The 24939-nt window shown below is 68.0% G+C and carries 19 protein-coding genes; 16 read left to right on the top strand and 3 right to left on the bottom strand.

Annotated elements, in window-relative coordinates:
• The first annotated feature begins 11 nt into the window (after positions 1–11).
• The 3 genes from Q5Z10_RS17430 (at position 12) to Q5Z10_RS17420 (ending at position 5427) form a co-directional block, all read left to right on the top strand.
• A complete protein-coding gene (locus Q5Z10_RS17430; RefSeq protein WP_303636623.1) occupies positions 12–710 on the top strand; it encodes a pilus assembly protein in 699 nt (232 codons plus the stop codon).
• Positions 711–777: 67 nt separating this feature from the next.
• Entirely contained in the window at positions 778–4617 is a 3840-nt protein-coding gene (locus Q5Z10_RS17425) for an ESPR-type extended signal peptide-containing protein (RefSeq protein ID WP_303636622.1), read from the top strand.
• A 69-nt stretch (positions 4618–4686) separates the two neighbouring features.
• Positions 4687–5427: a hypothetical protein gene (locus tag Q5Z10_RS17420; protein ID WP_303636621.1), complete on the top strand. Its 741-nt coding sequence runs from the start codon at positions 4687–4689 to the stop codon at positions 5425–5427.
• A gap of 24 nt (positions 5428–5451) precedes the next feature.
• On the opposite strand, the gene Q5Z10_RS17415 is transcribed toward Q5Z10_RS17420, so the two are convergent.
• The 3 genes from Q5Z10_RS17415 to Q5Z10_RS17405 all read right to left on the bottom strand — a co-directional run bounded on the left by Q5Z10_RS17415 (position 5452) and on the right by Q5Z10_RS17405 (position 8887).
• Positions 5452–6096, bottom strand: coding sequence for a hypothetical protein (locus tag Q5Z10_RS17415; protein WP_303636620.1), 645 nt, complete (start codon positions 6094–6096; stop codon positions 5452–5454).
• A 104-nt stretch (positions 6097–6200) separates the two neighbouring features.
• Positions 6201–6446: a hypothetical protein gene (locus Q5Z10_RS17410; RefSeq protein ID WP_303636619.1), complete on the bottom strand. Its 246-nt coding sequence runs from the start codon at positions 6444–6446 to the stop codon at positions 6201–6203.
• Between the two features lie 14 nt (positions 6447–6460).
• Positions 6461–8887, bottom strand: coding sequence for a penicillin-binding protein 1A (locus Q5Z10_RS17405; RefSeq protein ID WP_345783971.1), 2427 nt, complete (start codon positions 8885–8887; stop codon positions 6461–6463).
• Positions 8888–9107: 220 nt separating this feature from the next.
• On the opposite strand from Q5Z10_RS17405, the gene Q5Z10_RS17400 reads away from it, so the two are divergent.
• The 13 genes from Q5Z10_RS17400 to tkt all read left to right on the top strand — a co-directional run bounded on the left by Q5Z10_RS17400 (position 9108) and on the right by tkt (position 24913).
• The gene (locus Q5Z10_RS17400) at positions 9108–10166 is read left to right on the top strand and encodes a pilus assembly protein PilM (RefSeq protein ID WP_345783970.1); all 1059 of its coding nucleotides are present in this window, start codon (positions 9108–9110) and stop codon (positions 10164–10166) included.
• On the top strand, positions 10166–11044 hold the full coding sequence (locus Q5Z10_RS17395) for a PilN domain-containing protein (RefSeq protein WP_303636617.1): 879 nt from the start codon (positions 10166–10168) through the stop codon (positions 11042–11044). The genes Q5Z10_RS17400 and Q5Z10_RS17395 overlap by 1 nt, the downstream gene beginning before the upstream one ends.
• Positions 11041–11733 carry a type IV pilus inner membrane component PilO gene (locus Q5Z10_RS17390; RefSeq protein WP_303636616.1) on the top strand — a complete coding sequence of 231 codons (693 nt, stop codon included), beginning with the start codon at positions 11041–11043 and terminating at the stop codon, positions 11731–11733. Before Q5Z10_RS17395 ends, Q5Z10_RS17390 begins: the two co-directional genes overlap by 4 nt.
• Complete coding sequence (locus Q5Z10_RS17385) at positions 11733–12266, top strand: pilus assembly protein PilP (RefSeq protein WP_303636615.1); 534 nt, start codon at positions 11733–11735, stop codon at positions 12264–12266. Before Q5Z10_RS17390 ends, Q5Z10_RS17385 begins: the two co-directional genes overlap by 1 nt.
• A 21-nt stretch (positions 12267–12287) precedes the next feature.
• Positions 12288–14261, top strand: coding sequence for a type IV pilus secretin PilQ (locus Q5Z10_RS17380; protein WP_303636614.1), 1974 nt, complete (start codon positions 12288–12290; stop codon positions 14259–14261).
• Between the two features lie 164 nt (positions 14262–14425).
• Positions 14426–15451, top strand: coding sequence for an AAA family ATPase (locus tag Q5Z10_RS17375; RefSeq protein WP_303636613.1), 1026 nt, complete (start codon positions 14426–14428; stop codon positions 15449–15451).
• A gap of 8 nt (positions 15452–15459) precedes the next feature.
• Positions 15460–16389 carry a DUF58 domain-containing protein gene (locus tag Q5Z10_RS17370; RefSeq protein WP_303636612.1) on the top strand — a complete coding sequence of 310 codons (930 nt, stop codon included), beginning with the start codon at positions 15460–15462 and terminating at the stop codon, positions 16387–16389.
• A complete protein-coding gene (locus Q5Z10_RS17365; protein ID WP_303636611.1) occupies positions 16386–16835 on the top strand; it encodes a DUF4381 family protein in 450 nt (149 codons plus the stop codon). The genes Q5Z10_RS17370 and Q5Z10_RS17365 overlap by 4 nt, the downstream gene beginning before the upstream one ends.
• Positions 16832–17836, top strand: coding sequence for a vWA domain-containing protein (locus Q5Z10_RS17360; RefSeq protein ID WP_303636610.1), 1005 nt, complete (start codon positions 16832–16834; stop codon positions 17834–17836). Before Q5Z10_RS17365 ends, Q5Z10_RS17360 begins: the two co-directional genes overlap by 4 nt.
• Positions 17833–19665: a VWA domain-containing protein gene (locus Q5Z10_RS17355; protein ID WP_303636609.1), complete on the top strand. Its 1833-nt coding sequence runs from the start codon at positions 17833–17835 to the stop codon at positions 19663–19665. Before Q5Z10_RS17360 ends, Q5Z10_RS17355 begins: the two co-directional genes overlap by 4 nt.
• A complete protein-coding gene (locus tag Q5Z10_RS17350; RefSeq protein WP_303636608.1) occupies positions 19662–21368 on the top strand; it encodes a BatD family protein in 1707 nt (568 codons plus the stop codon). Before Q5Z10_RS17355 ends, Q5Z10_RS17350 begins: the two co-directional genes overlap by 4 nt.
• A 57-nt stretch (positions 21369–21425) precedes the next feature.
• On the top strand, positions 21426–22760 hold the full coding sequence (locus tag Q5Z10_RS17345) for a dicarboxylate/amino acid:cation symporter (protein WP_303636607.1): 1335 nt from the start codon (positions 21426–21428) through the stop codon (positions 22758–22760).
• A 155-nt stretch (positions 22761–22915) separates the two neighbouring features.
• Complete coding sequence (tkt, locus tag Q5Z10_RS17340; RefSeq protein WP_303636606.1) at positions 22916–24913, top strand: transketolase; 1998 nt, start codon at positions 22916–22918, stop codon at positions 24911–24913.
• Positions 24914–24939: the final 26 nt, after the last annotated feature.

The following is a 24939-nucleotide window of genomic DNA, read 5'->3' as shown; positions in this document are numbered from 1 at the left end:
TGGAGCCCACCATGCATCCCGCCTTGTCCTGCCTGTTCACCTGCGCGCTGTTGCTTGCAGTCGCGCCCGCCCACGCCAACCTCACCGTGCATCCGATGCGTACCTCGGTCGAGGCCCGCAAGGGCGCGCAGATCCGCGTGTACTCGCAATCCACCACGGCGCAGTACGTGCAGGCCACCGTTCGCCGCATCGACGACCCTGCCAGTACCGATGAGCAGGAAGTCGAGATCGAGCCGGCCGAGGCTGCCATTGCCATCACGCCGGGCAAGTTCGCCCTGGCCGGTGGCGGCAATCGCCTGATCCGGGTCATTCCACTGCAGCCGGTCGAGAAGGAAACCGCCTACCGCGTGTACTTCGAAGGTGTGCGCGGTCCTGATGACGCAGAGCCGGACGATCCGGCCACCCGTGCTGCGGTGGGCATGAGTCTGGTCTGGGGGGCGCTGGTGAACGTGGTGCCGGCCAACGGGCACGTGGACGTGCGCGTGCAGGGCAACAGCCTGGTCAATGCCGGCACGCTTCGCGTGGGCCTGACCAGCGTGGCCGACTGCGATGCGGCCGGCGCCTGCACCGCCCATGACGTCTCGCGCAGCCTCTACCCCGGTGCATCCCTGCAGTTGCCCTTTACCCCGACGCCCGGCCATCGCCTGCAGCTGCGCTATCGGTTGACCCGCGATGGCTACCGCGAACACGTGCAGGCCCTCGCGCTCTGAAGCGCACGGTCCGTCGCAGCGCAGCGCTGCGACGGGCTTCTTTTCCCTTGCTTGTTAAGGACGAACCATGAACAGAATCCATCGTCGTATCTGGTGCACTGCGCGGCAGTGCTGGATCGTGGCCAGTGAGCTGGCCACGGCGCGCGGCAAGCGTGCCGCCTCATCCGGCGCAATCGTGCTGCCGGTTGTTGCATCGGCCTTGATGGCATTCTCCGCTGCGGCTGACGTTATGCCTGTCGAAGAGGATGAGAGTGCCGATCCAGGGATGTATTTTTCCCCGAAAGGAGTCGATGGCGTCGGCGCGATTCTGTTCGGGATTGGGGTGCGCAGGGAGGACGCAATGGGAATTGCGACTGCGCCGATACACTCCCAATATGCGCTGACATCAGACTACCTCTACCGCAATTCCACCATCAGTGGTGACCTGTTGTTGATGCTGGGGTCGCGGTCTTCCATGAGCGGAAACCGATCGGTTGCATACGGCAGCTTGATTACCGCGGAGGGCGACAACAATACCGCCATTGGCTACGGTGTGGAGGTCTCGCGAGGCGGCTACGCAACCGGTGTCGGCGCTCGTGCCATTGCCAGCGGGATTGGAACCACCGCGCTTGGCAACGACGCAAGGGCGTATTCGCAGAACTCCATTGCCATTGGTAGTGGCTCACAAACGGTGGAGAGCCGTGCGGGGATTGCGCGGATAGCCATCGGCGGCAATGCCTTTGCAGGAACGGCCGGATACTCGGGTGCGGTGGCGCTCGGTGGAAACGCGCGCGCTGAATACAATGGCGTCGCCCTTGGTCATCACGCCAAGGCGTTGGCGGTCGGAAGTGTTGCGCTGGGCCTGGACTCGGAGGCGACCGAATCAAACTCGGTCTCTGTGGGTAGCAGCAGCACGAAGCGCAGAGTCGTCAACGTGGCAGACGCGCGCCTGTCCACCACCAGTACCGACGCGGTGACCGGCAAGCAGCTGCATGCCACCAACCAGAACGTCACCACCGCGACCAATATGGCCAATGCCGCCAAGACCACTGCCGACCAGGCACTGGTCAACACGCGCCTGGTCACCCAGACCTCGGCCAGCAGTGCCGTACGCGTGGGCGGTGACAACACGGGGACCCAACTGGACATCCGCAACAGGTCCAACGCCAACCGCAAGTTGACCGGAGTGGCCGATGCCACGCTCAGCACCACCAGCACCGAAGCCGTAGCCGGCAAGCAACTGCATGCCACCAACACTGCAGTGGCAACGGCGCGGACCACGGCAACGGCAGCGAAGAGCGTGGCAGATGCGGTGTCGGCCCGTGTGGACGCGCAGGCACTGGCACTGGGGCGTTCAGCGGTGGCCGGTGGCAGCGGAGATTCGGCCAGTGTTGCATTGGGTGGCACGGCCGCGGCCTACAACCGTGACAGTGTTGCTGTGGGGCCGAAGGCGCGGGCAGGCGTGGGCGAGGATGGTGAGAAGAACACTGGGGTGGGTGCCACATCGATCGGCTCCGGCAGCTGGAGCGCGAATGCGGCCACGGCCATTGGCTATCGGGCCAGGGCAGTGGGCAATCGCTCCATTGCCATGGGCATGGATGCCACGGCCTCTGCACCAAACGCGGTTGCACTGGGTGACGACGCGGTGTCCAGCTTCGCCGGCAGCCTCGCACTGGGCAGCGGGTCGCGTACCACGGATGTCAATCAGGTTTCGGTCGGCAACGCTGCGGTCAAGCGCCGTATCGTCAATGTCAACGATGGCACGCTCAGCGCAACCAGCAGCGATGCCGTGACCGGCAAGCAGCTGTATGCGACCAACACCACGCTGGCCAGCGTCAGCAGCACCGCTACCGCGGCGAAGACGACCGCAGACAATGCCCTTGGTCAGGTGACCACAGTGGCCGGTCTGGTCGGGCAGGTCTCCGCCAGTGGTAGTGTGCGCCTCGGTGCGCAGAACACCGGCACCGTGCTGGATGTAGCCAACAGGAACGGTGCTGCCCGCCGTATCAGCAACGTAGCCAACGCTACGCTCAGCGCATCAAGCACCGATGCCGTGACCGGCCAGCAGCTGCATGCCACCAACACGGCGGTAACCGCCGCACAGTCCACGGCAACTGCCGCGAAGACGGCGGCTGACAGCGCCATCAGCCAGGTGGGTACCGTGTCTGGTCTGATCGGGCAGGTGTCGGCCAATGGGCAGGTTCGCCTGGGCGCAGCGAACACCGGCACCGTACTGGACGTGTCCAACAAGAATGGCGCGCGGCGTCGCATCCAGAACATCGCCAATGGCATCCTGAGCGCATCGAGCACCGATGCAGTGACGGGTCAGCAGCTGTTTGCCAGCAACGAGCGCGTAGGCGTGGCCGAGGCGCGGAACGAGGCCCAGGATCTGCAATTGCTGGATCACGCTGATCGCCTGGCTGACCATCGCGTGGATCTGGACCGCCTGCGCACCGACTTTGATGGCTTCGAACCGGATCTGGAGGGCGTGGTGAAGTTCAATGCTGACCGGACCCTGGTTGATCTCGAAGGTGCGGTGGTGAAGGGTGTTGGTCCGGGAGATATCAGCTCGGCTGTCAGTACGGACGCGGTGAATGGTGGGCAGTTGTTTGCTACGAATGCTCGCGTTGATGAAATGTCGCAGCGGTCGAAGTTTCTTTCTATTGGTCCTGGTGGTGATCAGCAGGGAGCGTCTGCTGGGTTGATCTCGGTAGCCATTGGCGATTCGGCCGAGTCATCCATTGGCAGTGAAGGCGGGGTTGCAGTCGGTGCATACAGTCGTGCATCGGGAAAGAACTCAGTTGCCCTGGGCCGTGCTGCATTTGTTGCTGATGACGCGGAGAGTGGCTTTGCTCTCGGAGTGGGAGCTACAGTGAATCAAGAGCATGGCGTGGCTATTGGTGCTGAAAGCCGGGTTGAAGCCAGGGCGATGAACAGTGTCGCGATCGGCTACGGATCTGTTGCGAGAGATTCTCTGACTGTTTCATTTGGAAATGACTCGTTGCGCCGAAAGCTAGTGAATGTAGGTCGGGGTTCTGCTGACCATGACGTCACCACGGTTGCCCAGCTCAACGAGTCCTTAGCCACCCTCGGTGGCGGCGCCAGCCTCGACGCCAGTGGCAACATCATCGCGCCCACCTACGCGATTCAAGGAAGCAACCACAGCACCGTCGGCGATGCGCTGACCGCTTTGGATGGCGCTGTAGTGGCGACCGATGCACGGGTCGGCTCGCTGGAAGGCAAGCTGCGCTCAGCATTCCAGGACACCACGATCCGTGCTGATGGTTTGAACCAACTCACGCTGTCCGGCGCACAGGGTGCGGTGCTGACCAACCTGGCTGATGGCCGCATTGCGGCGGGCAGCCGCGATGCCATCAACGGTGGGCAGCTGCACGACGTACAGCAGCAGCTCAATGGCCGCATGGATGGGCTGGAGCAGCGCATTGACGACCAGCCGCAGGCGCGCGTTGCCGCCAACGCCGCCGGTGCACCCGAGGCACCCACGCCGCCGGCCGAAACGCCGACCGTGGCAGATTCCGGCAACGCCCCCAACGCCGCGCCGGAAGCGCCGAAGGAGCCGACTCCGCAGGTCGATACCGCCGAACTGGAAAAGATGCTGGCCCGCGCCAACCAATACAGCGATGGCATCTCGCGCGAGGTGGATCGTCGCCTGGAAAAGATGGACAAGCGCTTCAACCGCATGGCGGCGATGAACAGTGCGCAGAGCGCGATGGCGATGAACACCGCGGGCCTGGCCACCTACAACCGCCTCGGCGCGGGCGTGGGCTATGCCGAGGGCGAATCGGCGATGGCGGTGGGCTACCAGCGCGTGCTCAACGACAAGGGCTCGGCCACCTTCAGCCTCAATGGTGCGTTCACCAACAGCGGTGAACGCAGCCTGGGCGTAGGCGTGGGTATCGGCTGGTAATCCGCATTGCTGCGGTCTGGCCGGCACGGTGTCGCGGGCCAGGCCGCAGCCCTCATCGGGGAGAACGCGATGTACAACGTCCTGGGGGTGTTCATGAGCTATCGGCGCTATTACCTGTGGCGTGCCCGCTACCGCTACTACACGCGCAACATGGATCGCTGGACACTGGTCCATGCCACGGCAACGCTGTGCCTGATCCTGCTGCTCTGGTACCACTGGCGGGCGCTGAGCGTGCCGCCGCCGCGAGTGCACCCGGAAGCGGCCGCATTGCGGGTGGAGGGCATCACCAACGAGGCGATCCACCGCATCGTGCTGGTGCGCCATGGCGGTACGCCGCGGGGCGTGGAGTTCACTACGCCCGCGGATATCCGGGCCAGTACGCGGCGTACGCTGCAGGTGCGCCGCACGCTGGACAGCGCTGTGGCCTGGCAGTTGCGGGCCAACCTGCTGGCCGACATCGGTGACTACATCGGGGCGACGGGGGGCTGTGCACCCTATGACTGCTGGCAGGTGAAGGACCGTATCGCGTTGCTGCGCAAAGCCAGTGCGGAGAATGCGGCGATCAACAGCGCGCTGGAGCCGATCCTGGAGATGCCGCCACACCTGACGCCGAACCTCAACGGCGGTGAGCGGGGGCGGGTGAAGAGCGGCTGGTCCGACTCCTTCAACGACATCTACTACCAGACCTGGCTGCTGGGCGACCTGCAGCGGATGCACGCGCGGATGATGGTGGAGTATCCGAAGCGGGCACCGGCCCCGTGGCTGCCAAGGTTGCTGACCGACCCCATCAAGGAGCCGGTGATCTGGTAGCGCCGCGCTGTGCCGCGCGCCCGCTCAGCCCGCGATATAGGCGGTCACTTCCGCATCGGTCAGCAGCTGCCGCAGCTGTGCGGCCGATGCGCGCTTCATCGGCTTCTCATCCACCGGCGACAACGGCGCCTGACGCAATGCGTCGTAAGGCAGCACGGCCAGGTCGAAGGTCAGCTCTTCGGCGGTGAATACCCAGACCGGCACGTCGAGGCTGCGCTCGCGGTCCAGACGCAAGCGGCGCACGCGCGACTCGGCTGGAATGCCGTGTTCGTCCAGGAAACGGTGCACGGCTTCCGGGTCGTCGCTGTGCAGGTGCAACTGCACGGGGCTGTGGGTGTCGGCGGTGCCATCGAGCACCGGCCCGGTCAGGCGTGGGGTGAAGCCGTGCAGGAACTCCAGCGCACGCAGCGCAGACTCGCGGCGCCGCTGCAGCTCGCTGCCGTGCTGCGGGCCCGAGAACAGGCGCTGGTACTCGCGCAGGGCGTCTTCGATCTCGGTATTGCGCGGCAGCGACGCATCGTCGTGGATGCCGAGGCGGCTGGCGGCCTTGAGCTTGGCCTGGTGGAAGTCGCGGATGCCGCCTTCGGCCATCAGGCGGGCGGCTTCGTGGGCGAGGCGGTGGCGCCGCTCGCGGGTCTGGCTGGCAGCATGCTGACGGGCGCGGTGCATGCGGTAACTCCCTGTTGCGACCTGGCTACAGACTAGCGCAGGGATGTGACATCTGCGTGGGTGGACGGAACAGCGCCGCTGCGCTCGCCGGGCATGGCCCGGCGCTACCACGCCACATCGGTGCGCCACCTGTCCCGGTAGCGCCGGGCCATGCCCGGCGGATGCACCCGGTAGCGCCGGGCCATGCCCGGCGAATGTACCCGGTAGCGCCGGGCCATGCCCGGCGGATGCACCCGGTAGCGCCAGGCCATGCCCGGCGGATGCACCCGGTAGCGCCGGGCCACGCCCGGCGGATGCACCCGGTAGCGCCGGGCCATGCCCGGCGGATGCACCCGGTAGCGCCGGGCCATGCCCGGCGTCACCGTCAGAAGATATCGAACGCGGCGGCGTCAGCCTGCGGGGTGCTCTGCAGGTTGAGGTCGTAGTCGGTCAGGCGATCCATGTCTTCCACCTTCACCCATTCCACGGCACCGTTGAGGGTGGCCTGGACCATGCCGCTCGGCGGCTCGTTCTGGGCGATCGGGGTGTCCTTCAGCGCGGTGCGCATGTAGTCGATCCAGATCGGCAGGGCCGCCTTGCCACCGTACTCGCGGTAGCCCAGCGAGCGGAAGTCGTCGCGCCCCACCCATACGGTGGTCACATACGGCCCGCCGAACCCGGAGAACCAGGCGTCGCGGTGGTCGTTGGTCGAGCCGGTCTTGCCGCCCACGTCTTCGCGGCCCAGCACCTTGGCCTGCACGCCGGTACCGCGCTGGACCACGTCCCGCATCATCGACACCAGCTGGTAGGCGGTGCGGGCGTCGATCGCGCGCGGGGCGGTGCGGGCATCCGGATTGACCGGCGAGGCTGGCGTTTCGGGCTTGGCTTCCGGCTGGGCGGCGGTGGCGTCGGGCTTGGGCGCCGGTGCGCCGAAGTTGAAGCCGTCCACCACCTGGTTGACCGGCTGGCCGCCGCTGGTGCCTGCGCAGTCGCGGCAGGCCATGGCGGGATTCTCCTTGAAGACCAGGTTGCCATCGCGGTCGACCACCTGGTCGATCAGCCAGGTATCCACGCGCGAGCCGCCATTGGCGAACACCGCGTAGCCGCGCGCCACCGACAGCGGGGTCAGCGAGGCGGTACCCAGCGACATCGACAGGTTCGGCGGCAGCTCGGACTCGGCAAAGCCGAACTCGCTGATGTACTTGCGTGCGTAATCCACGCCCATGCCGTCGAGCAGGCGCACCGAAACCAGGTTGCGCGACTGCACCAGCGCCTCACGCAGGCGCATCGGGCCGCGGAAGCCGCCGCCGTCGTTCTGCGGTGCCCAGGTCTTGCCGCGCCGGTCGCGGAACACCACCGGCGCGTCGAGCACGATCGACGCCGGGTTGTAGCCCTTGTCGAACGCGGCCGCATAGATGAACGGCTTGAAGCTGGAGCCCGGCTGGCGGCGCGCCTGGGTGGCACGGTTGAACTTGTTGCCGGAGAAGCTGAAGCCACCCACCAGTGCCTTCAGCGCACCGCTGCTGGCGTCCAGCGAGACCAGCGCCGACTGGCCGCGCGGCAGCTGGTCCAGCAGCCACTCGCCGTCCTTGGCACCGGCGCGCACGCGCACGATGTCGCCGCGCTGCACCAGCTTGGCCGGGGTCTTGTTGGTCCACTTGGCGGCGCCGGCCGGCAGCACGACCTCGCTGCGGTTGCCCAGCACCACCGTGGCGCTGCCATCGGCGCTGGTGCTGGCGACGATCGCCGGCAGCAGGCCGGCCTGGCCCTGGATGCCGCGCAGGTGCGCCGCCAGGGCAGCGGCATCGTCGCCGGCGCCCAGCGCCACCTGCTTCTCCACCCCGTGCCAGCCGTGGCGGTGGTCGTACAGCAGCAGGCCATCGCGCACGGCCAGGTTGGCGGCGGTCTGCAGCGGTGCATCGATGGTGGTGGTCACGTGGTAGCCCTTGTTGACCACATCGCCGCCGAAGCGGGCGATCATTTCCTGGCGCACCAGTTCGGCCACATAGGGCGCGTCGACCTGCACCGGGGGCTCATGCGCGGTGGCGTGCATCGGCACGGCCTTGGCCGCGTCGGCCTCGGCCTGGCTGACGAACTTCAGGTCCGCCATGCGCTGCAGCACGTAGTTGTCGCGGCGCTGGCGGGCCCGCTCGGGATTGGAGATCGGGTTGCCCGACGAGGGGAACTTGGGGATGCCGGCCAGCGAGGCCATCTCATCGAGGTCCAGCTCGTTCAGCTTCTTGCCGTAGTAGAACTGGGCGGCCGCCGCCACGCCGTAGGCGCGGTTGCCGAAGAAACTCTTGTTCAGGTACAGCTCGAAGATCTCGTCCTTGCTCAGCTCGGACTCGATCTTGCGTGCCAGCAGGATCTCGGCCAGCTTGCGGGTGTAGCTGTACTCGGAGCTGAGGAAGAACTGCCGGGCCACCTGCTGGGTGATGGTGGAGCCACCGGGCACGCGCTTGTCATTGGTGGTGGCCAGCAGCCATACCGCCCGGCCGATGCCCTTGTAGTCCACGCCGCCGTGCTCGTAGAAGCGGGCGTCCTCGGTGGCCAGGAAGGCCTGCTTCAGCTTCTCCGGCACGTCCTTCATGGTGATGGGGGTGCGCCGGGTCTCGCCGAAGACCGCCATCAGCTTGCCATCGGCCGCGTAGACGTACATGGGCTCCTGCATCTCCACGTCGCGCAGGGTCTGCACGTCGGGGAGCTTGGAGGAAACGGCGTAGTACAGGCCGCCAACGGCGGCCGCTCCGACCAGCGCCAGGACCAGTACAACAAGGAAGATCCAGCGCAGCCAGCGGCGGAGTCGGGTCATCGGTGTCAGATTCCGATTGCGAATTTCGTGGTCGCAGAGTATAGATTACGCAAGGTGGCGGCTGGGGTCGGCACCGGGGAGCGCAAGGGGAAATCGCCAGGGGCTGCGTGTTCATCCTGTGAGGGAGTTCACAGCAGGGCGGTTGCCATTTGCTAAGAATACGTTATTAATGCGCGGACGCAGCTCTTGCGTCCAAGTGCCCGTCGGCAGGGGAGAAACCGTGGGGCTCATCCCAAAAAGTCAGTCGCCGCTCATTGGCGTCGACATCAGTTCGACTGCGGTAAAGCTTTTGCAGCTTTCCCGCAGCGGCAACCGTTTCCGTGTGGAACATTATGCCGTGGAACCATTGCCGCCGAACGCGGTGGTGGAAAAGAACATCGTTGAAGTGGAGGCCGTGGGAGAGGCCATCCGCCGCGCGATGAACCGTTCCGGCAGCAAGGCCAAGCTGGCCGCCGCGGCCGTGGCCGGTTCGGCGGTGATCACCAAGGTGATCCCGATGCCGGCCGAGCTGGACGAAAACGACATGGAAGCCCAGATCGAGCTGGAAGCGGTCAACTACATTCCGTACCCGATCGAGGAAGTGAACCTGGACTTCGAGGTGATCGGGGCGATCCCGAACAACCCGGAAATGGTCCAGGTGCTGTTGGCGGCCTCGCGCTCGGAGAACGTGGAGCTGCGCCAGTCCGCGCTGGAACTGGGCGGCCTGCAGGCCAAGGTGATGGACGTGGAGGCCTTCGCGGTCGAGAACGCCTTCGCCCTGGTTGCCAGCGAGCTGCCGGTGTCGTCCGAGGGCGTGGTCGCGCTGGTCGATATCGGCGCCACCATGACCACCCTCAACGTCCTGCGCGGCGGCCGCAGCCTGTACAGCCGCGAGCAGGTGTTCGGCGGCAAGCAGCTGACCGACGAGATCATGCGCCGCTATGGCCTGAGCTACGAGGAAGCGGGCCTGGCCAAGCGCCAGGGCGGGCTGCCGGAAAGCTACGAGATGGAAGTGCTGGAGCCGTTCAAGGAAGCGACCGTCCAGCAGATCAGCCGCCTGCTGCAGTTCTTCTATGCCGGCAGCGAGTTCAACCGGGTCGACCACATCGTGCTGGCGGGCGGCTGTGCCGCCCTGGCCGGTCTGCCGGAGATGGTCGAGGAACAGCTGGGCGTGCCGACCGTGGTCGCCAACCCGCTGGCACAGATGACCCTGGGGCCGAAGGTGCAGGCGCACGCGCTGGCCCAGGACGCCCCCGCGCTGATGATCGCGACCGGTCTGGCGCTGAGGAGCTTTGACTGATGGCACGCATCAATCTACTGCCCTGGCGCGCCGAACGGCGCAAGCAACGCCAGCGCGAGTTCTACGCCATGCTGGGCATGGCCGCCATCGGTGGCCTGCTGCTGTCGCTGGCGATCTGGTTCTACTACGACCTGCAGGTCAGTGGCCAGAGTGACCGCAACGCGTATCTGCAGACCGAGATCAACAAGGTCAAGGAGCAGAACAAGGAGATCGACCGGCTCGACGAGCAGAAGAACCGGCTGCTGGCGCGCAAGCAGGTGATCGAGCAGCTGCAGGCCAAGCGCTCGCAGATGGTCCACCTGTTCGACGCACTGGTCCGCACCATCCCCGACGGCGTGGTGCTGACCGCGCTGCAGCAGGAGGGCGACGTGTTGACCCTGGAAGGTCGCACCCAGTCCAACGCCCGCGTTTCGGCCTACATGCGCAACCTGGAAGTGTCCGGCTGGATGACCAACCCGGAGCTGTCCATCATCGAAGCGCGTGCGCCGGACAAGGACAAGGAAGGTCGTGCAACCGGTCCGGTGGCTGACATCAAGGCCCTGCCGTACGTGTTCAAGGTCAAGGTGAAGCTGCCCGCGCAGAGCGAGGAAGAGACCACGCCGGGCCTGAATCCGGATGGCAGCGTTGCCGGTCCCGATGCGGCGGCACCGACCGTTGCCCCGCTCAGCGCAGCACCCGAGGCCACCGCGCCGGGCGCAGCGCCTGCGCCGGTGGCGGCTCCGGCCGCGGCACCGCAGGGCAGCACGCCTGCCGCGCCGGCCCCGTCCGCGCCCAAGCCCGCCCCGGCCGCCACGCCGGCCCCGGCCAAGCCCGAGGGCAGTCGCCTGGCGCAGCCGCCGCAGGCCTTCCACGCCCCGCTGCAGGGGGATCGCGCATGAGCAAGAAAGTCGAGCTGAAGAACCTGGAATTCAACGACATCGGCAACTGGCCGCAGAAGGCCAAGATCGTCTTCTGTGCGCTGCTGGCCGTGGTGATCATGTTCCTGGCGTGGATGCTGCTGATCAGCGACAAGCGCGAGGAACTGGCCAACCTGGAGTCGCGGGAAGTCCAGCTGCGCGCCGAGTTCACCAAGGAGCAGGAACGCGCGGTCAATCTGGAGCCGTTGAAGCAGCAGCTGGCGCAGATGGAGCAGGTGCTGCAGCAGATGCTGCGACAGCTACCGAGCAAGACCGAAATGCCGGACCTGATCATCGACATCTCGCAGACCGCGCTGTCCAGCGGCCTGGCCAACGAACTGTTCGAGCCGGAGCAGGAGCAGATCAAGGAGTTCTACGCCGAGAAGCCGATCAAGCTGCGGATGGTGGGCAGCTACCACCAGTTCGGCGCCTTCGTCAGCGGCGTGGCCTCGTTGCCGCGGGTGGTGATCCTGACCATGCACGACATCAACCTCAAGCCGAAGGACAAGACCGGCGGCAACATCCGCGCCGGTGCGCTGGAGCTGTCCGGCACGGTCAAGACCTACCGCTATCTTGACGAGCAGGAAGTGCAGGCGCAGCAGGCCGTTGCCGAGGCTGAAGCCAAGGCGAAGGCCAAGGCCAAGGGCAAGGGCAAGGGGGGCAAGAAGTGATGCGCAGGTACATCGCACGTGGAGGAATGGCGTTGACGGTGCTGCTGCTGGCCGCCTGCGGCCGCGGCGTGACCAGCACGCCGGGTGATGCGCCCAACCTGCAGAAGTGGGTCGAAAGCGAGCGTGCGCGACCGGCGCAGCCGCTGGAGCCGCTGCCGGTGATGCAGCAGTTCGAGACCTTCGAGTATTCCGCGCAGGGCATGCGCGATCCGTTCACCGATGCCTGGACCAATCCGCAGCAGGGCGCAGGGGGATTGCGTCCTGACCCGAACCGGCGCAAGGAGCCCATGGAGGGCTTCCCGCTGGACGCGCTGGACATGGTCGGCACCATCGGCACCGGTGCTGGCACCGTGGCCCTGGTGATGGGGCCGGACAAGGTGACCTACCGGGTACGTCCCGGCGGTTACCTCGGGCAGAGCGACGGGCGGGTCACCGCGGTCTTCGAAGACCGCGTGGAGCTGATCGAACTGGTGCCGGATGGCGCGGGTGGCTGGCTGGAACGTCCAGCCACGCTCGCGCTGGAAGATCAATGATCGTTTACTGGGGATAGCACGATGACCTTTCACCAAGCCAAGGGGCTGCGTCCCATCCGGCGCTCTACCTTGAACCGCATCAGCGCGCTGGGAGTCGCGTTGATGCTGGCCTGCGCTCCGGCGCTGGCCGCCGCACCGGCGGAGAAACCGTCCGGCACGGCGCTGGCCGCAACGCCGGCCGCCGCACCGGCAGGCCTGTCGGTCTCCCGGATCGACTTCAAGCGCGGCGATGACGGCGCCGGCCGGCTGATCCTGCAGTTCGACGGGCAGGGCGCCATGCCCGACCTGCGCAGCCAGGGCAACAGCGTGGTGGTCGATGTCGGCAACGCACGCCTGCCGGCAAACCTGCAGAAGCCGATGAACGTCACCGACTTCGCCACGCCGGTGCAGCGCATCGACGCCCGGCCCTCGGGCGCGGGCACCCAGCTGGTGCTCAGCACCGGCGGTGCGGTTGAATCGCTGGCCTACCAGAGCGGCAACGAGTACGTGGTGGAGATCAGCCCGCGCCAGGCCCAGGCCGCGGTGGGCGCGGTCACTGCCGGCAGCGTGACCCAGGCCGCCAAGGGCCTTCCGCAGCGCGGCTATGCCGGCAAGCCGGTCACCTTCAACTTCCAGGACGTGCCGGTGCGTACCGTCCTGCAGCTGATTGCCGAAGAGTCGAACCTGAACGTGGTCGCGTCCGATTCGGTGCAGGGCAATGTGACCCTGCGCCTGGTCAACGTGCCGTGGGACCAGGCACTGGACATCGTGCTGCGCGCCAAGGGCCTGGACAAGCGTCGTGATGGCAGCGTGGTGTGGGTTGCGCCGCAGTCCGAACTGGCCAAGTTCGAGCAGGAGAAGGAAGACGCGCGCATCGCCATCGAGAACCGCGAAGACCTGGTCACCGACTACGTCCAGATCAACTATCACAGCGCCACGCAGATCTTCAAGGCGCTGACCGAGGCCAAGGGCATCGGTGGGGGCAGCGGCGGCGGTGGCGGCGGCGGCTCCTCGTCGCAGGAAGAAAGTGGCTTCCTGTCCTCGCGCGGCCGCATCGTTGCCGACGAGCGCACCAACACGCTGATGATCAGCGACATCCCGAAGAAGATCGCACGCATGCGTGAACTGATCGGCGTGATCGACCGCCCGGTCGACCAGGTGCTGATCGAAAGCCGCATCGTCATCGCCACCGATACCTTCGCCCGCGAACTGGGCGCGAAGTTCGGCATCAGCGGCAGCCGGGACAACGTGTACTTCAGCGGCAACCTGGAAGCCAACCGCCTGACCCGCCAGTCGCAGGTGGATGCCAGCAACGCCAACGCCAAGGCCGAGCGTGACTGGATTGCCGGCGGCCGCGTCGGCCCGCCGCCGGTGGCGGTCGGTTCGTCCATCACCCGTGGCCTGAACTGGAATCTGCCGGTGGCAGCGACCAGCAACCCGGGCTCGCTGGCGCTGTCGATCCTCAATGCCGGCTACCTGCTGGATGTCGAACTGTCGGCCATGCAGGAAGAATCGCGCGGCGAAGTGATCTCCAACCCGCGCGTGGTCACCACCAACCAGCGCGAGGCGTTGATCAAGCAGGGCAAGGAAATCGGCTACGTCACCATCAGTGGTGGTGGTGCGGCCGGCGGCGCGGCCACGCCGAACGTGCAGTTCAAGGAAGTGGTGCTGGAGCTGAAGGTCACCCCGACCATCACCAACGACAACCGCGTCTTCCTCAACATGCAGGTGAAGAAGGACGAAGTCGAAAGCTACATCGTGCTGGAAGGGTACGGCCAGGTGCCGAACATCAACCGTCGCGAGGTCAATACCGCGGTGCTGGTGGAGGATGGCCAGACCGTGGTGATTGGTGGCGTGTACGAGTTCACCGACCGCAACAGCGTCAGCAAGGTGCCGTTCCTGGGCGATGTGCCGTTCCTGGGCAACCTGTTCAAGAAGCGCGGTCGCAACAAGGACAAGGCCGAACTGCTGGTGTTCGTGACCCCGAAGGTGCTGCGCGTGGCCAAGCAGAACTGAGTTCCGCGCGCGCGCAACACCCCGCAGGGGCCGCCACGTGCGGCCCCTGTCCGTTTCAGGGGCAGCCTGTGCTGCTTCGCGTTCAGGCGTTCTTGATGCCAGCGCTGGGTGGGCCTGCGATGATGTAGGGAACCGGCGCCACCCTGTGCCGGTCAAAGGCCCCCATGAACCTGCCCCCGCCGATGCCCGACACCCTTGCCCCGCCGCCTGCTCCCGTCATCTCGCGCCTGCACGGAGCGTTCAGCGCGCTGCGCGACGCCCTGTCGGCCGAGATCGTCGGCCAGTCGGCGCTGGTCGAACGCCTGTTGATCGCGCTGTTGGCCGATGGCCATCTGCTGGTGGAGGGCGCGCCGGGACTGGCCAAGACCACCGCGATCCGCGCGCTGGCCGCCCGCCTGGAAGCGGATTTCGCGCGCGTGCAGTTCACCCCCGACCTGCTGCCGGCCGACCTGACCGGCACCGAGATCTGGCGTCCGCAGGAGGGCCGCTTCGAATTCGTTCCCGGTCCGATCTTCCATCCGATCCTGCTGGCCGATGAAATCAATCGCGCCCCGGCCAAGGTGCAGTCGGCACTGCTGGAGGCAATGGGCGAGCGCCAGGTGACCGTGGGCCGCCACACCTACGCGCTGCCGTCGCTGTTCCTGGTCATGGCAACGCAGAATCCGATCGAACAGGAAGGCACCTTCCCGTTGCCCGAAGCACAGCTCGACCGGTTCCTGATGCACGTGCGCATCGGTTACCCCGACCAGGCGGCCGAATCGGAAATCCTGCGGCTGGCCCGTGACCGTGCACGCGGCGCACTGGGAGAACCGGCTGCTGCGCCGGCGAAGCTGCCGATGCAGGACGTCTTCGATGCCCGCCGCGAAGTGCTGGACCTGCACATGGCGCCGGCGCTGGAGCGCTACCTGATCGAACTGGTGCTGGCCTCGCGCGAGCCCGCGCGGTACGACGCTGCGCTGGGCCGACGCGTCGCGTGGGGCGCGAGCCCGCGGGGTTCGATCGCGCTGGAACGCTGCGCCCGCGCCCGCGCGTGGCTGGCCGGACGTGACTTCGTCACGCCCGACGATGTGCGTGCGGTGGCCGCCGACGTGCTGCGCCATCGTGTGCTGCCCAGCTATGAAGCCACCGCCGAAGGCTGGGATGGCGAGCGGCTGGTGCAGGAGCTGCTGGCCCGGGTCCCGGCGCCCTGAGCGCGCGCATGATCGGCACCCCCCAGGAACCGGCGGCCGTTGCCCTCGAGGGCGATGGCCTGCGGCCGCAGCTGGCTGAACTGGTGGCGCTGCGCGGACTGGCGCAGCGTCCGCCGCCGCCGCGCCGTGGCCGCGCCGGCAGTGCAGGGCAGGCCCCCTCGCCATTGCGTGGGCGCGGCATGGAGTACGCCGAGTCGCGTGAGTACGTGGCCGGCGACGATGCCCGCCACATCGACTGGCGCGTCACCGCGCGCACAGGCCGCGCCCACACCAAGCTGTTCCAGGCCGAGCGCGAACGCGTCACCCTGCTGGTGGCCGACACCTCGCCCGCGCTGTATTTCGGCACCCGGGTCCGCTTCAAGTCGGTGCAGGCCGCACGCGCCGGCGCCATCGCAGCATGGTCGGCACAGCGGCGTGGTGATCGCATCGGTGCACTGCGCGGCAGTGACCGCGAAGCACCGGTGGCACCGGCGGGCGGTGCGCGCGGCGTGCTGCGCGTGCTCGACGCGCTCACGCGCTGGTACGCACAGCCGCCCGCGGACGATCTGGGCCTGGCGCGCGCGCTGGACCATGCGGCGCGTGTACTGCGCCCGGGCGCCCGGATGCTGGTGCTGGCCGATCCCCAGCAGGCCATCCGCATCCCTCCGGCACGCTGGAGCACATTGGCGCAGCACCACGATCTGAGCCTGCTGCTGCTGGTCGATCCGCTTGAGCTGCAACCGCCTGCCGCGCCGCTGCAGTTCCTCGCCGCGCAGCAGCGCATCGGTCTGGACCTGCGCCGCTCCGACGTGCAGGCGCACTGGCATGCGCACTTCGTCGCGCCGCTGCAAGAGCTGCGCCGGCAACTGGTCGCGCGCCGGGTCGATGTGCAGCTGCTGTCCACCGACGCCGCCAGCGACGCCTGGTTGGCACCGGTGCCGACCGAGGTACCGGCATGAGCACCGCGCTGCCGCTGCGGGATGTGCAGCTGCCGCCTTCGCCATCGTGGTGGCCGCCGGCACCGGGCTGGTTGATGGTGATGGCCGGCGTCGCGCTGCTGCTGGCCATCGCCGGCGTCATGATCTGGAGGCGACGCCGACGCCGGCAACGCTGGCTGCGCCAGTTCGACCAGGAGCTGGCGGCCGCTGCCGGCGCGCCGGCCGAACTGGCCGCCATTGCCGGGCTGCTGCGCCGTGCCGCACGCCAGGCGCACCCCGGAAGCGAAGCGCTGCGCGATGATGCGTGGTGGAACCATGTGGACCCGCGCGCCAGCCTGGGGCCTGCGCAGCGCGGCCTGCTGGCCGATGGCGCCTACCGTCCGCAGGTGGAGGCCAGCGAGGTGGCCGCGATCGCGGCCTGGGCGCGGCAGCGTTACCTGGCGCTGCTGCAGGAGCGCCGCCGATGAATGTCATTGCGGGCTACTGGCCGTGGCCGGATCTGCAGCTGGCCTGGCCGTGGGCACTGTTGGCGCTGCCGCTGCCGATCCTGATGTACGCCTGGAAGCGGCGTGCAGAGCCGGGCGCGGCACTGCGGGTGCCCTATGCCGCCGCCGAACTGGAAGCACTGGCCGGCGCTGGCCGCCTCAGTGCCTCATGGCTGCGCGACGTGCTGCTGTGGGTGGGCTGGATGGCCCTGTGCGTGGCGATGGCACGCCCGCAGCAACTGGGTGAAGCCATCACGCCGCCGCAGCAGGGCCGGCAGATGATGCTGGCCATGGACGTGTCCGGCAGCATGAGCGAGCCGGACATGGTGCTGGGTGCGCAGGCGGTGGAACGGCTCACCGCGGCCAAGGCGGTGCTGGCCGACTTCCTCGACCGCCGCGCCGGTGATCGTGTCGGCCTGCTGGTGTTCGGCGATCGGGCCTATACGCTCACCCCGTTGACGGCCGACCTGTCCAGTGTCCGTGACCAGCTGCGCGACAGCGTGGTCGGCCTGGCCGGCCGCGAGACCGCCATCGGTGACGCCATCGCGCTGGCGGTCAAGCGCCTGCGCAGCCAGCCCGAAGGGCAGCGGGTACTGATCCTGCTGACCGACGGCGTCAGCAATGCCGGTGTGCTGGAGCCAGTACGTGCCGCCGAACTGGCCCGCGCCGAAGGCGTGCGCGTGCATACCGTGGCGTTTGGCGGCGACGGCAGCATGCGCTTGTTCGGCATTCCCGTGGCGGCCGACCGTGATCCGGTCGACGAGGCAACGCTGCGGCGGATTGCAGAAATGACCGGTGGCCGCTTCTTCCGCGCGCGCGATACCGATGAGCTGGCCGGCATCTATGGCGAACTGGACCGGCTGGAACCGATCGCGGCGAAAGGCCCGAGCCTGCGCCCGCGCAGTGAGCGCTATGCATGGCCGCTGGCGCTGGCGATGCTGCTGGGAGCCCTGGCCTGGCTGTGGCCGGAGCGTCGCCGATGATCGACAGTGTCATGCACCTGTTCGATGCCGCTGCGCTGGATTGGCGCGCGCTGCATTTCCTGCGCCCGCAGGGGTTGTGGGCGCTGCTGGCGCTGCCGCTGATCGTGGCCATGGCGATCCATCGGCAGCGGCGCCGCGATGGCTGGCGGCAAGCGGTCGACCCGCATCTGCTGGCGCACCTGCTGGCCGCCGGCGAGCGCCGCCGTGCGCGCCTGCCGTGGGCGCTGCTGCTGGGCTGGACCCTGGCCGCGCTGGCCCTGGCTGGACCCAGCTGGCGCCAGCAGCGACAGCCGATGTACCAGGCCAGTGCGCCGCTGGTGGTGGTGCTGGATCTTTCCACCCGCGTCACCGCCACCGATCTTCCACCTTCGCGCCTGCTGCAGGCACGGGCCAAGATCGGTGCGCTGCTGCGCGCACGGCAGGGCGGCCAGGTCGGCCTGGTGGTGTATGCGGAGGACGCCTATACCGTCGCCCCGCTGACCGATGACACGGCCAACGTGGCGTTGTACCTGGACGCGCTGGCCCCGGAGGTGATGCCGCGCGATGGCCAGCGCGCCGACCGCGGCATTGACTGGGCGGCGCGCCTGCTGCGCCAGACCGGTGCGCTGCGTGGCCGGATCCTGCTGATCAGCGACCAGGCCGATGGCGAAGCGGCCCTGGCCGCCTCGCAGGCACGCGGCCTGGGCCTGGAGGTGTCGGTGCTGGGGCTCGGCACGCCCTCCGGTGCGGCCTATCGCGATGGCCGCGGTGAGATCGCACAGGCCGCGCTGGACGAAGGCAGCCTGCGCGCCGTGGCCAGTGCCGGTGGCGGGCACTACCAGCGCATCGGCAGCGACGATCGCGATCTGCAGGCGCTGGGTGTGCTGGACGCCCGCGACGGCAGTGCGCAGCAGCGCCCCGGGCAGGGGCGGCAGTGGCAGGACGACGGGTACTGGTTGTTGCCACCGGTGATGCTGCTGGCGTTGCTGGCCTTCCGCCGCCGCGCGCTGCTCGCCGCGGTGCTGGCGGTGGGCCTGCTGCCGTTGAGCGGCAACCTGCAGGCACAGCCGCGCACCCAGGCGCCGGCAGCCGGCACGCTGTGGCAGCGCGCCGACCAGCGCGAACACGCGCGCCTGGCCGCCGGCGTCCAGGCATACCGGCAGGGTGACTTCGCCACTGCCCGCCAGCAGTTCGAAGGCATCGACAGCGATGCCGGCTGGTACAACCTCGGCAACGTGCTGGCGCGCCAGGGGGACTATGACGGTGCCATCGCGGCCTACGACCGCGCGCTGGCGCACCACCCGCAGATGGCCGATGCGGTTGCCAACCGTGCGGTGGTCGAGGCCGCGCGCAGGCGCAAGCCGCCGTCGGGAGGGAGCCAGGGGGACAAGGGCCAGCAGAAGCCGCAGCAGGGCCAGCAGCAGTCTCCCCCGCAGGGCCAGCAGAACCCACAAGGGCAGCAGAACCCGCAGGGTCAGCAGAACCCAGAAGGTCAGCAGGGCCAGCAGGATCGCGCGCCGGGCCAGTCCTCATCGCAGGAAGCGCAGCCACCGTCGGCCAGCGCTTCGCGCCCGCCGCAGGGCACGCCACAGGCGCCACAGGCAGCCGACCCGCAGGCACAGGCCCGGGCCGATGCACAGCAACGCGCGCGCATGCAGCAGGCCATGCAGCAGGCGCGTACCGGCAAGGACGGCAAGGCGGCGGTGCGCGGTGAGGGCGCCACGCCGCAGCAACGCGAGGAACAGCAGGCGGTGGAGGCGTGGATGCGGCGGGTGCCGGATGAGCCCGGCGCGCTGCTGCGTGCCAAGTTCCAGCTGGAAAACGAACGCAGGAAGAGGGAAGGGCGATGAGGGTGGTAGCGAACAGGCATCTGCGATGGTCATTGCCCGTGCTGGCCCTGTTGCTGTGGCTGCCGCTGGCGGCCCTGGCGCAGACCCGGGCATGGCTGGAACGGGACCGCATCGCGGCCGGTGACGCGGTCACCCTGCATATCGAAACCGATCAGGGCGCACCCGACTACGCACCGCTGAATGCCGATTTCGTGCTCAGCGCGCAGAGCAGCAACCGGCAGATGCAGTGGAGCAACGGCGGTGTGCAGCAGCGCAACCTCTACACCGTTGCGCTGACGCCGCGGCGCACCGGCACGTTGCAGGTGCCGTCGCTGCAGGTGGGCCAGGTGCGCACGCCGCCGCTGGCGCTGCAGGTCAGCGAGGCGGCGGTGGCGACGCCGCAGAGCAATGCGACGGCCTTCATCGAGACCGACGTGGATGATCCCACCCCCTACGTGCAGCAGAGCGTGGGCGTCGTGGTCAGGCTCTATTTCGCCTCGCAGCTGGCTTCGGGCGAGCTGGTACTGGATACCCCCAGCGGTGCCTCGCTGCAGCGGGTCGGCGAGGACCGTACCGATGTCCGCCAGGTCAATGGCCGCCGCTACAACGTGGTCGAACGCCGCTTCCTGCTCATTCCCGAGCGCAGCGGTGAGCTGCGCCTGCCAGGCGCGCGTTTCAGCGGGCGCAGTGCGGGCGGCTTCTTCGACGACTTTTTCGGTACCGGTGGCGATGGCCGCATGAACGCGGTGGCTCCCGAACGCACCCTGCAGGTACGGCCGCAACCGGCGCAGGCGGTCCAGCCGTGGCTGCCGCTGCACGGTCTGCAGTTGCGCTACACCACGGCGCCGACCACCGCGCGTACCGGCGAAGCGGCCAACGTGGTGGTGGAGGCGGTCGCAACCGGCGCCACCCGGGCCCAGTTCACCGACCTGCCGGTGCCCGACCTCGGTGACGCCGCGCAGGTGTTCGCCGAACCGGCGCAGTACGAGGAAACCTTCGAGGGCAGTACGCCGCGGCTGAAGATCACCCGCCGCTACGCCATCGTGCCACGCCAGGTGGGGGCATTGCAGGTGCCCGGCCCGCGCGTTGCCTGGTGGAACGTCGATAGCGGCAGCGCGCAGCAGGCCAGCCTGCCGGACCTGGCGTTGACCGTGGCCGCCGGGCGGGCCGGTGCGCCGGTACCGCAGCCGATCGATACCCGCGACGCCGTGCCCGACGACGGCGCGCCGGCGCCTGCAGTGGCGGTTTCGCCCAGCGACGCGGGCGCCAGGCCCTGGCCGTGGATGGCCGCTGCCGCCGGCCTGGCCGTGCTGTGGCTGCTGACCCTGGCATGGGGATGGCAGCGGGGCCGGCGACCGGCCGCGCGCGTGCCGGCGCGTGCCGGCCAGCTGCCCGGCCCGCAGGCAGCCACCGCCACGCCGACGCGCGCGCGCGTGGCCGAACTGCGACGGGCCATCGATGGCGAGAGCTTTGACCAGGTAGAAGCGCTGCTGTGTTCGATGGCCGGGGTGGACCGCCTGGAGCAGGTGATCGAGCGCCTCGCCGATCCGGCCCAGCAACAGGTGCTGCAGGCGTTGCAGCAGGCGCGCTGGGGGGGAACGGGCGAGTTGACGGCGCTGCGGGCGCGACTGCGCGAAACCTTCCGTGACGGACCGCACTGGTCGGCCACCGGCGGCACCGCCGACACTGGGCTGCCGCCGCTGTATCCGCCGCGGCAACCCTGAACCGGCGCGGCTTTCGCGCTTTGTTAGAGTAGATTCATTTTTCGAGGAATCCCGCGTATGACAGCAGCTGCTGCCGACAGGAAGAAGTTGCCCCTGCATTGGAAGATGGGCATCGGCTTCGCGATCGGCCTGGTCCTGGGACTGACCGTGCACGCCCTGGGTGGCAGCGTCGAAGGTCTGCAGGCCGGTGCCAAGTGGGTCATGGACTACATCACCACCCCGGCGTCGGGCCTGTTCCTCAATCTGATCTTCATGCTGATCGTGCCGCTGATCTTCTCGGCGCTGATCATGGGTGTGTCCGAGATGGGCGACATCCGCGCCCTGGGCCGCATCGGCTGGAAGACCCTGGCCTACACCGTGCTGCTGTCGGGTATCGCAGTGGGCATCGGCCTGGTGCTGGTCAACCTGCTCAAGCCGGGTGCGGGCGTCGATCCGCAGGTGGCCGCCTTGATGCTTTCGGAGAATGCCGAACGCAGCAAGGAGATCGTGGCGGGCATCCATGGCACGCCGAAGGGCATGGACATGCTGCTGTCGATCGTGCCGAGCAACGTGCTGCAGGCGGCATCGGACAACGGTGCGATCCTGTCGCTGATGTTCTTCGCCTTGATGTTCGGCATCGGCATGGTGCTGACCGATGAAGCCAAGGTGGCGCCGCTGCGCCGCGCGATCGAGGGCGTGTTCGAGATCTCGATGACCCTGATCAATCTGGTCATCCGCCTGGCCCCGTATGCGGTGGCCTGCTTCATGTTCAACCTGGCCGCGCTGTTCGGTTTCGACCTGATCATCCGCCTGGGTGCCTATGTGGGCGTGGTGGTGCTGGCGCTGGGCCTGCACATGGTGGTGACCTACGGCACCGCGGTGTGGCTGTCCGGTCGATCGCCGCTGTCGTTCTTCCGCGATACCCAGGAGGCGACGGTGATGGCCTTCTCCACCGCGTCCAGCAATGCCACCCTGCCGACCGCGTTGCGCGTGGCCGACCAGATGGGGCTGCCGCAGCGCGTGTCGCGCTTCGTGCTGACCGTGGGGGCTACCGCAAACCAGAACGGCACCGCGCTGTTCGAGGGCGTGACGGTGATCTTCCTGGCCCAGTTCTTCGGCGTGGACCTGTCCATCGGCCAGCAGATCATGGTGATGGCGGTCTGCATCCTCGGTGGCATCGGTACCGCGGGCGTGCCGTCCGGCTCGCTGCCGGTGGTGGCGATGATCTGCGCGATGGTCGGCGTCAACCCGCTCGGCATCGGCCTGATCCTGGGCGTGAACCACTTCCTGGACATGTGCCGCACCGCGCTGAACGTGACCGGCGACCTGGCCCTGACCACCCTGGTGGCCAAGGGCGAGGCCCCGGATACCCCGGCCGAGGCGGCCGCCGCTGCCGCCCGCGTCGAGCGCTGACCCCGGCAGCCACTGGACGGGGCCGGATCCCTTTCCCGCGGGAAAGGGACCGGCCCTTTTCCGTTTCTGGACGGCGTTGACCTGACCCTGCCGGGCGTCTGTGGGACAATGGTGCGCCCGCAGTTCCGCGGCCGCCTCCCGATTCCGACAGAACCATGACGCAGCCTACCCGTCGCCAGTTGGCCAACGCCATCCGCTTCCTTGCCGCCGATGCGGTTGAAACCGCAAAGTCCGGCCACCCCGGCATGCCCATGGGCATGGCCGACATTGCCGAAGTCCTCTGGAACGACTATCTCCGCCACAACCCGAACAACCCGCAGTGGTTCAACCGTGACCGCTTCGTGCTGTCCAACGGCCACGGTTCGATGCTGCAGTACGCGCTGCTGCACCTGAGTGGCTACGATCTGCCGATCGAGCAGCTGAAGCTGTTCCGCCAGCTCGGCAGCCACACCGCCGGCCATCCGGAGCGTCATGAGACCCCGGGCGTGGAAACCACCACCGGCCCGCTGGGTCAGGGTTTCGCCAACGCGGTCGGTTTCGCCCTGGCCGAGAAGCTGCTGGCACAGCGCTTCAACCGTCCGGAACTGGACATCGTCGATCACCGCACCTGGGTCTTCATGGGCGACGGCTGCCTGATGGAAGGCGTATCGCATGAAGCGGCCTCGCTGGCCGGCACCTGGGGCCTGCACAAGCTGGTCTGCTTCTGGGACAACAACCACATCTCCATCGACGGCAACGTCGAGGGCTGGTTCACCGACAATACCCCGGAACGCTTCGAAGCCTACGGCTGGAACGTGGTGCGTGATGTCGACGGGCACGATCCGGAGAGCATCAAGGCCGGCATCGAAGCAGCCCTGGCGCAGGACGAAAAGCCGACCCTGATCTGCTGCCGCACCACGATCGGTTTTGGTTCGCCGGCCAAGGCCGGCAAGGAATCCAGTCACGGCGCCCCGCTGGGCAAGGACGAGCTGGAAGCCACCCGCAAGGCGCTGGACTGGAACTACGGCCCGTTCGAGATTCCGGACGAGATCTATGCCGGCTGGCGGGCCGGTGGCACCGGCACCCTGCGCCAGGCCGAGTGGGAACAGCAGTTCGACAAGTACGCCGCGCAGTACCCGGCTGAAGCCGCCGAGCTGACCCGCCGTTCGCACGGCGAACTGCCGGCCGACTTCGTGGCCAAGGCCGATGCCTACATCGCCCAGGTCGCCGCGGAAGGCCCGACGATCGCCTCGCGCAAGGCCTCGCAGCTGGCCATCGAAGCCTTCGCGCCGCTGCTGCCGGAAATCGTCGGCGGCTCGGCCGATCTGGCCCACTCCAACCTGACCCTGTGGAAGGGCAGCAAATCGGTCGCCAGCGACGACGCCAACGCCAACTACGTGTACTACGGCGTGCGCGAATTCGGCATGACCGCCATTGCCAATGGCCTGGCCCTGCACGGTGGCTTCATTCCGTTCGATGCCACCTTCCTGGTGTTCAGCGACTACGCCCGCAACGGCGTGCGCATGAGCGCGCTGATCCCGGCCCACGCCATCCACGTCTACACCCACGACTCGATCGGCCTGGGCGAAGATGGCCCGACCCACCAGCCGGTGGAGCACCTGGCCTCGCTGCGCTACATCCCGAACAACGACGTGTGGCGTCCGTGCGATGCGGTCGAGTCGGCGGTGAGCTGGAAGGCCGCGATCACCCGCCAGGACGGCCCGAGCTGCCTGGTGTTCAGCCGCCAGAACCTGCCGCACCAGCCGCGCAGCGCCGAGCAGATCGCGCAGATCGAGCGCGGTGGCTACGTGCTGGCCGACGCTGCCGGTACCCCGGACGTGATCCTGATCGCCACCGGTTCGGAAGTCTCGCTGGCCACCGAAGCCAAGGCCCAGCTGGATGCCGCCGGCCTGAAGACCCGCGTGGTCTCGATGCCGTCCACCGACGTGTTCCTGCGCCAGGATGCGGCCTACCGTGAATCGGTGCTGCCGAATGCCGTGCGCAAGCGCGTGGCGGTCGAAGCCGGCGTCACCGGTTTCTGGCGCCAGTTCGTCGGCCTGGACGGTGCGGTGATCGGCATCGACACCTTCGGTGCCTCGGCTCCGGCCGACCAGCTGTACAAGCACTTCGGCATCACCGCCGCCCACGTGGTGGAAGCGGCCAAGGCGCTGTAAGCCGCACCGCAGCGCGATGAAGGAAA

Source organism: Stenotrophomonas sp. 704A1 (assembly GCF_030549525.1).
Taxonomy (GTDB): Bacteria; Pseudomonadota; Gammaproteobacteria; order Xanthomonadales; family Xanthomonadaceae; genus Stenotrophomonas; species Stenotrophomonas tuberculopleuritidis.
The sequence above is the reverse complement of the archived record's forward strand: the minus strand, read 5'-3'. Positions and strand labels throughout refer to the sequence as shown.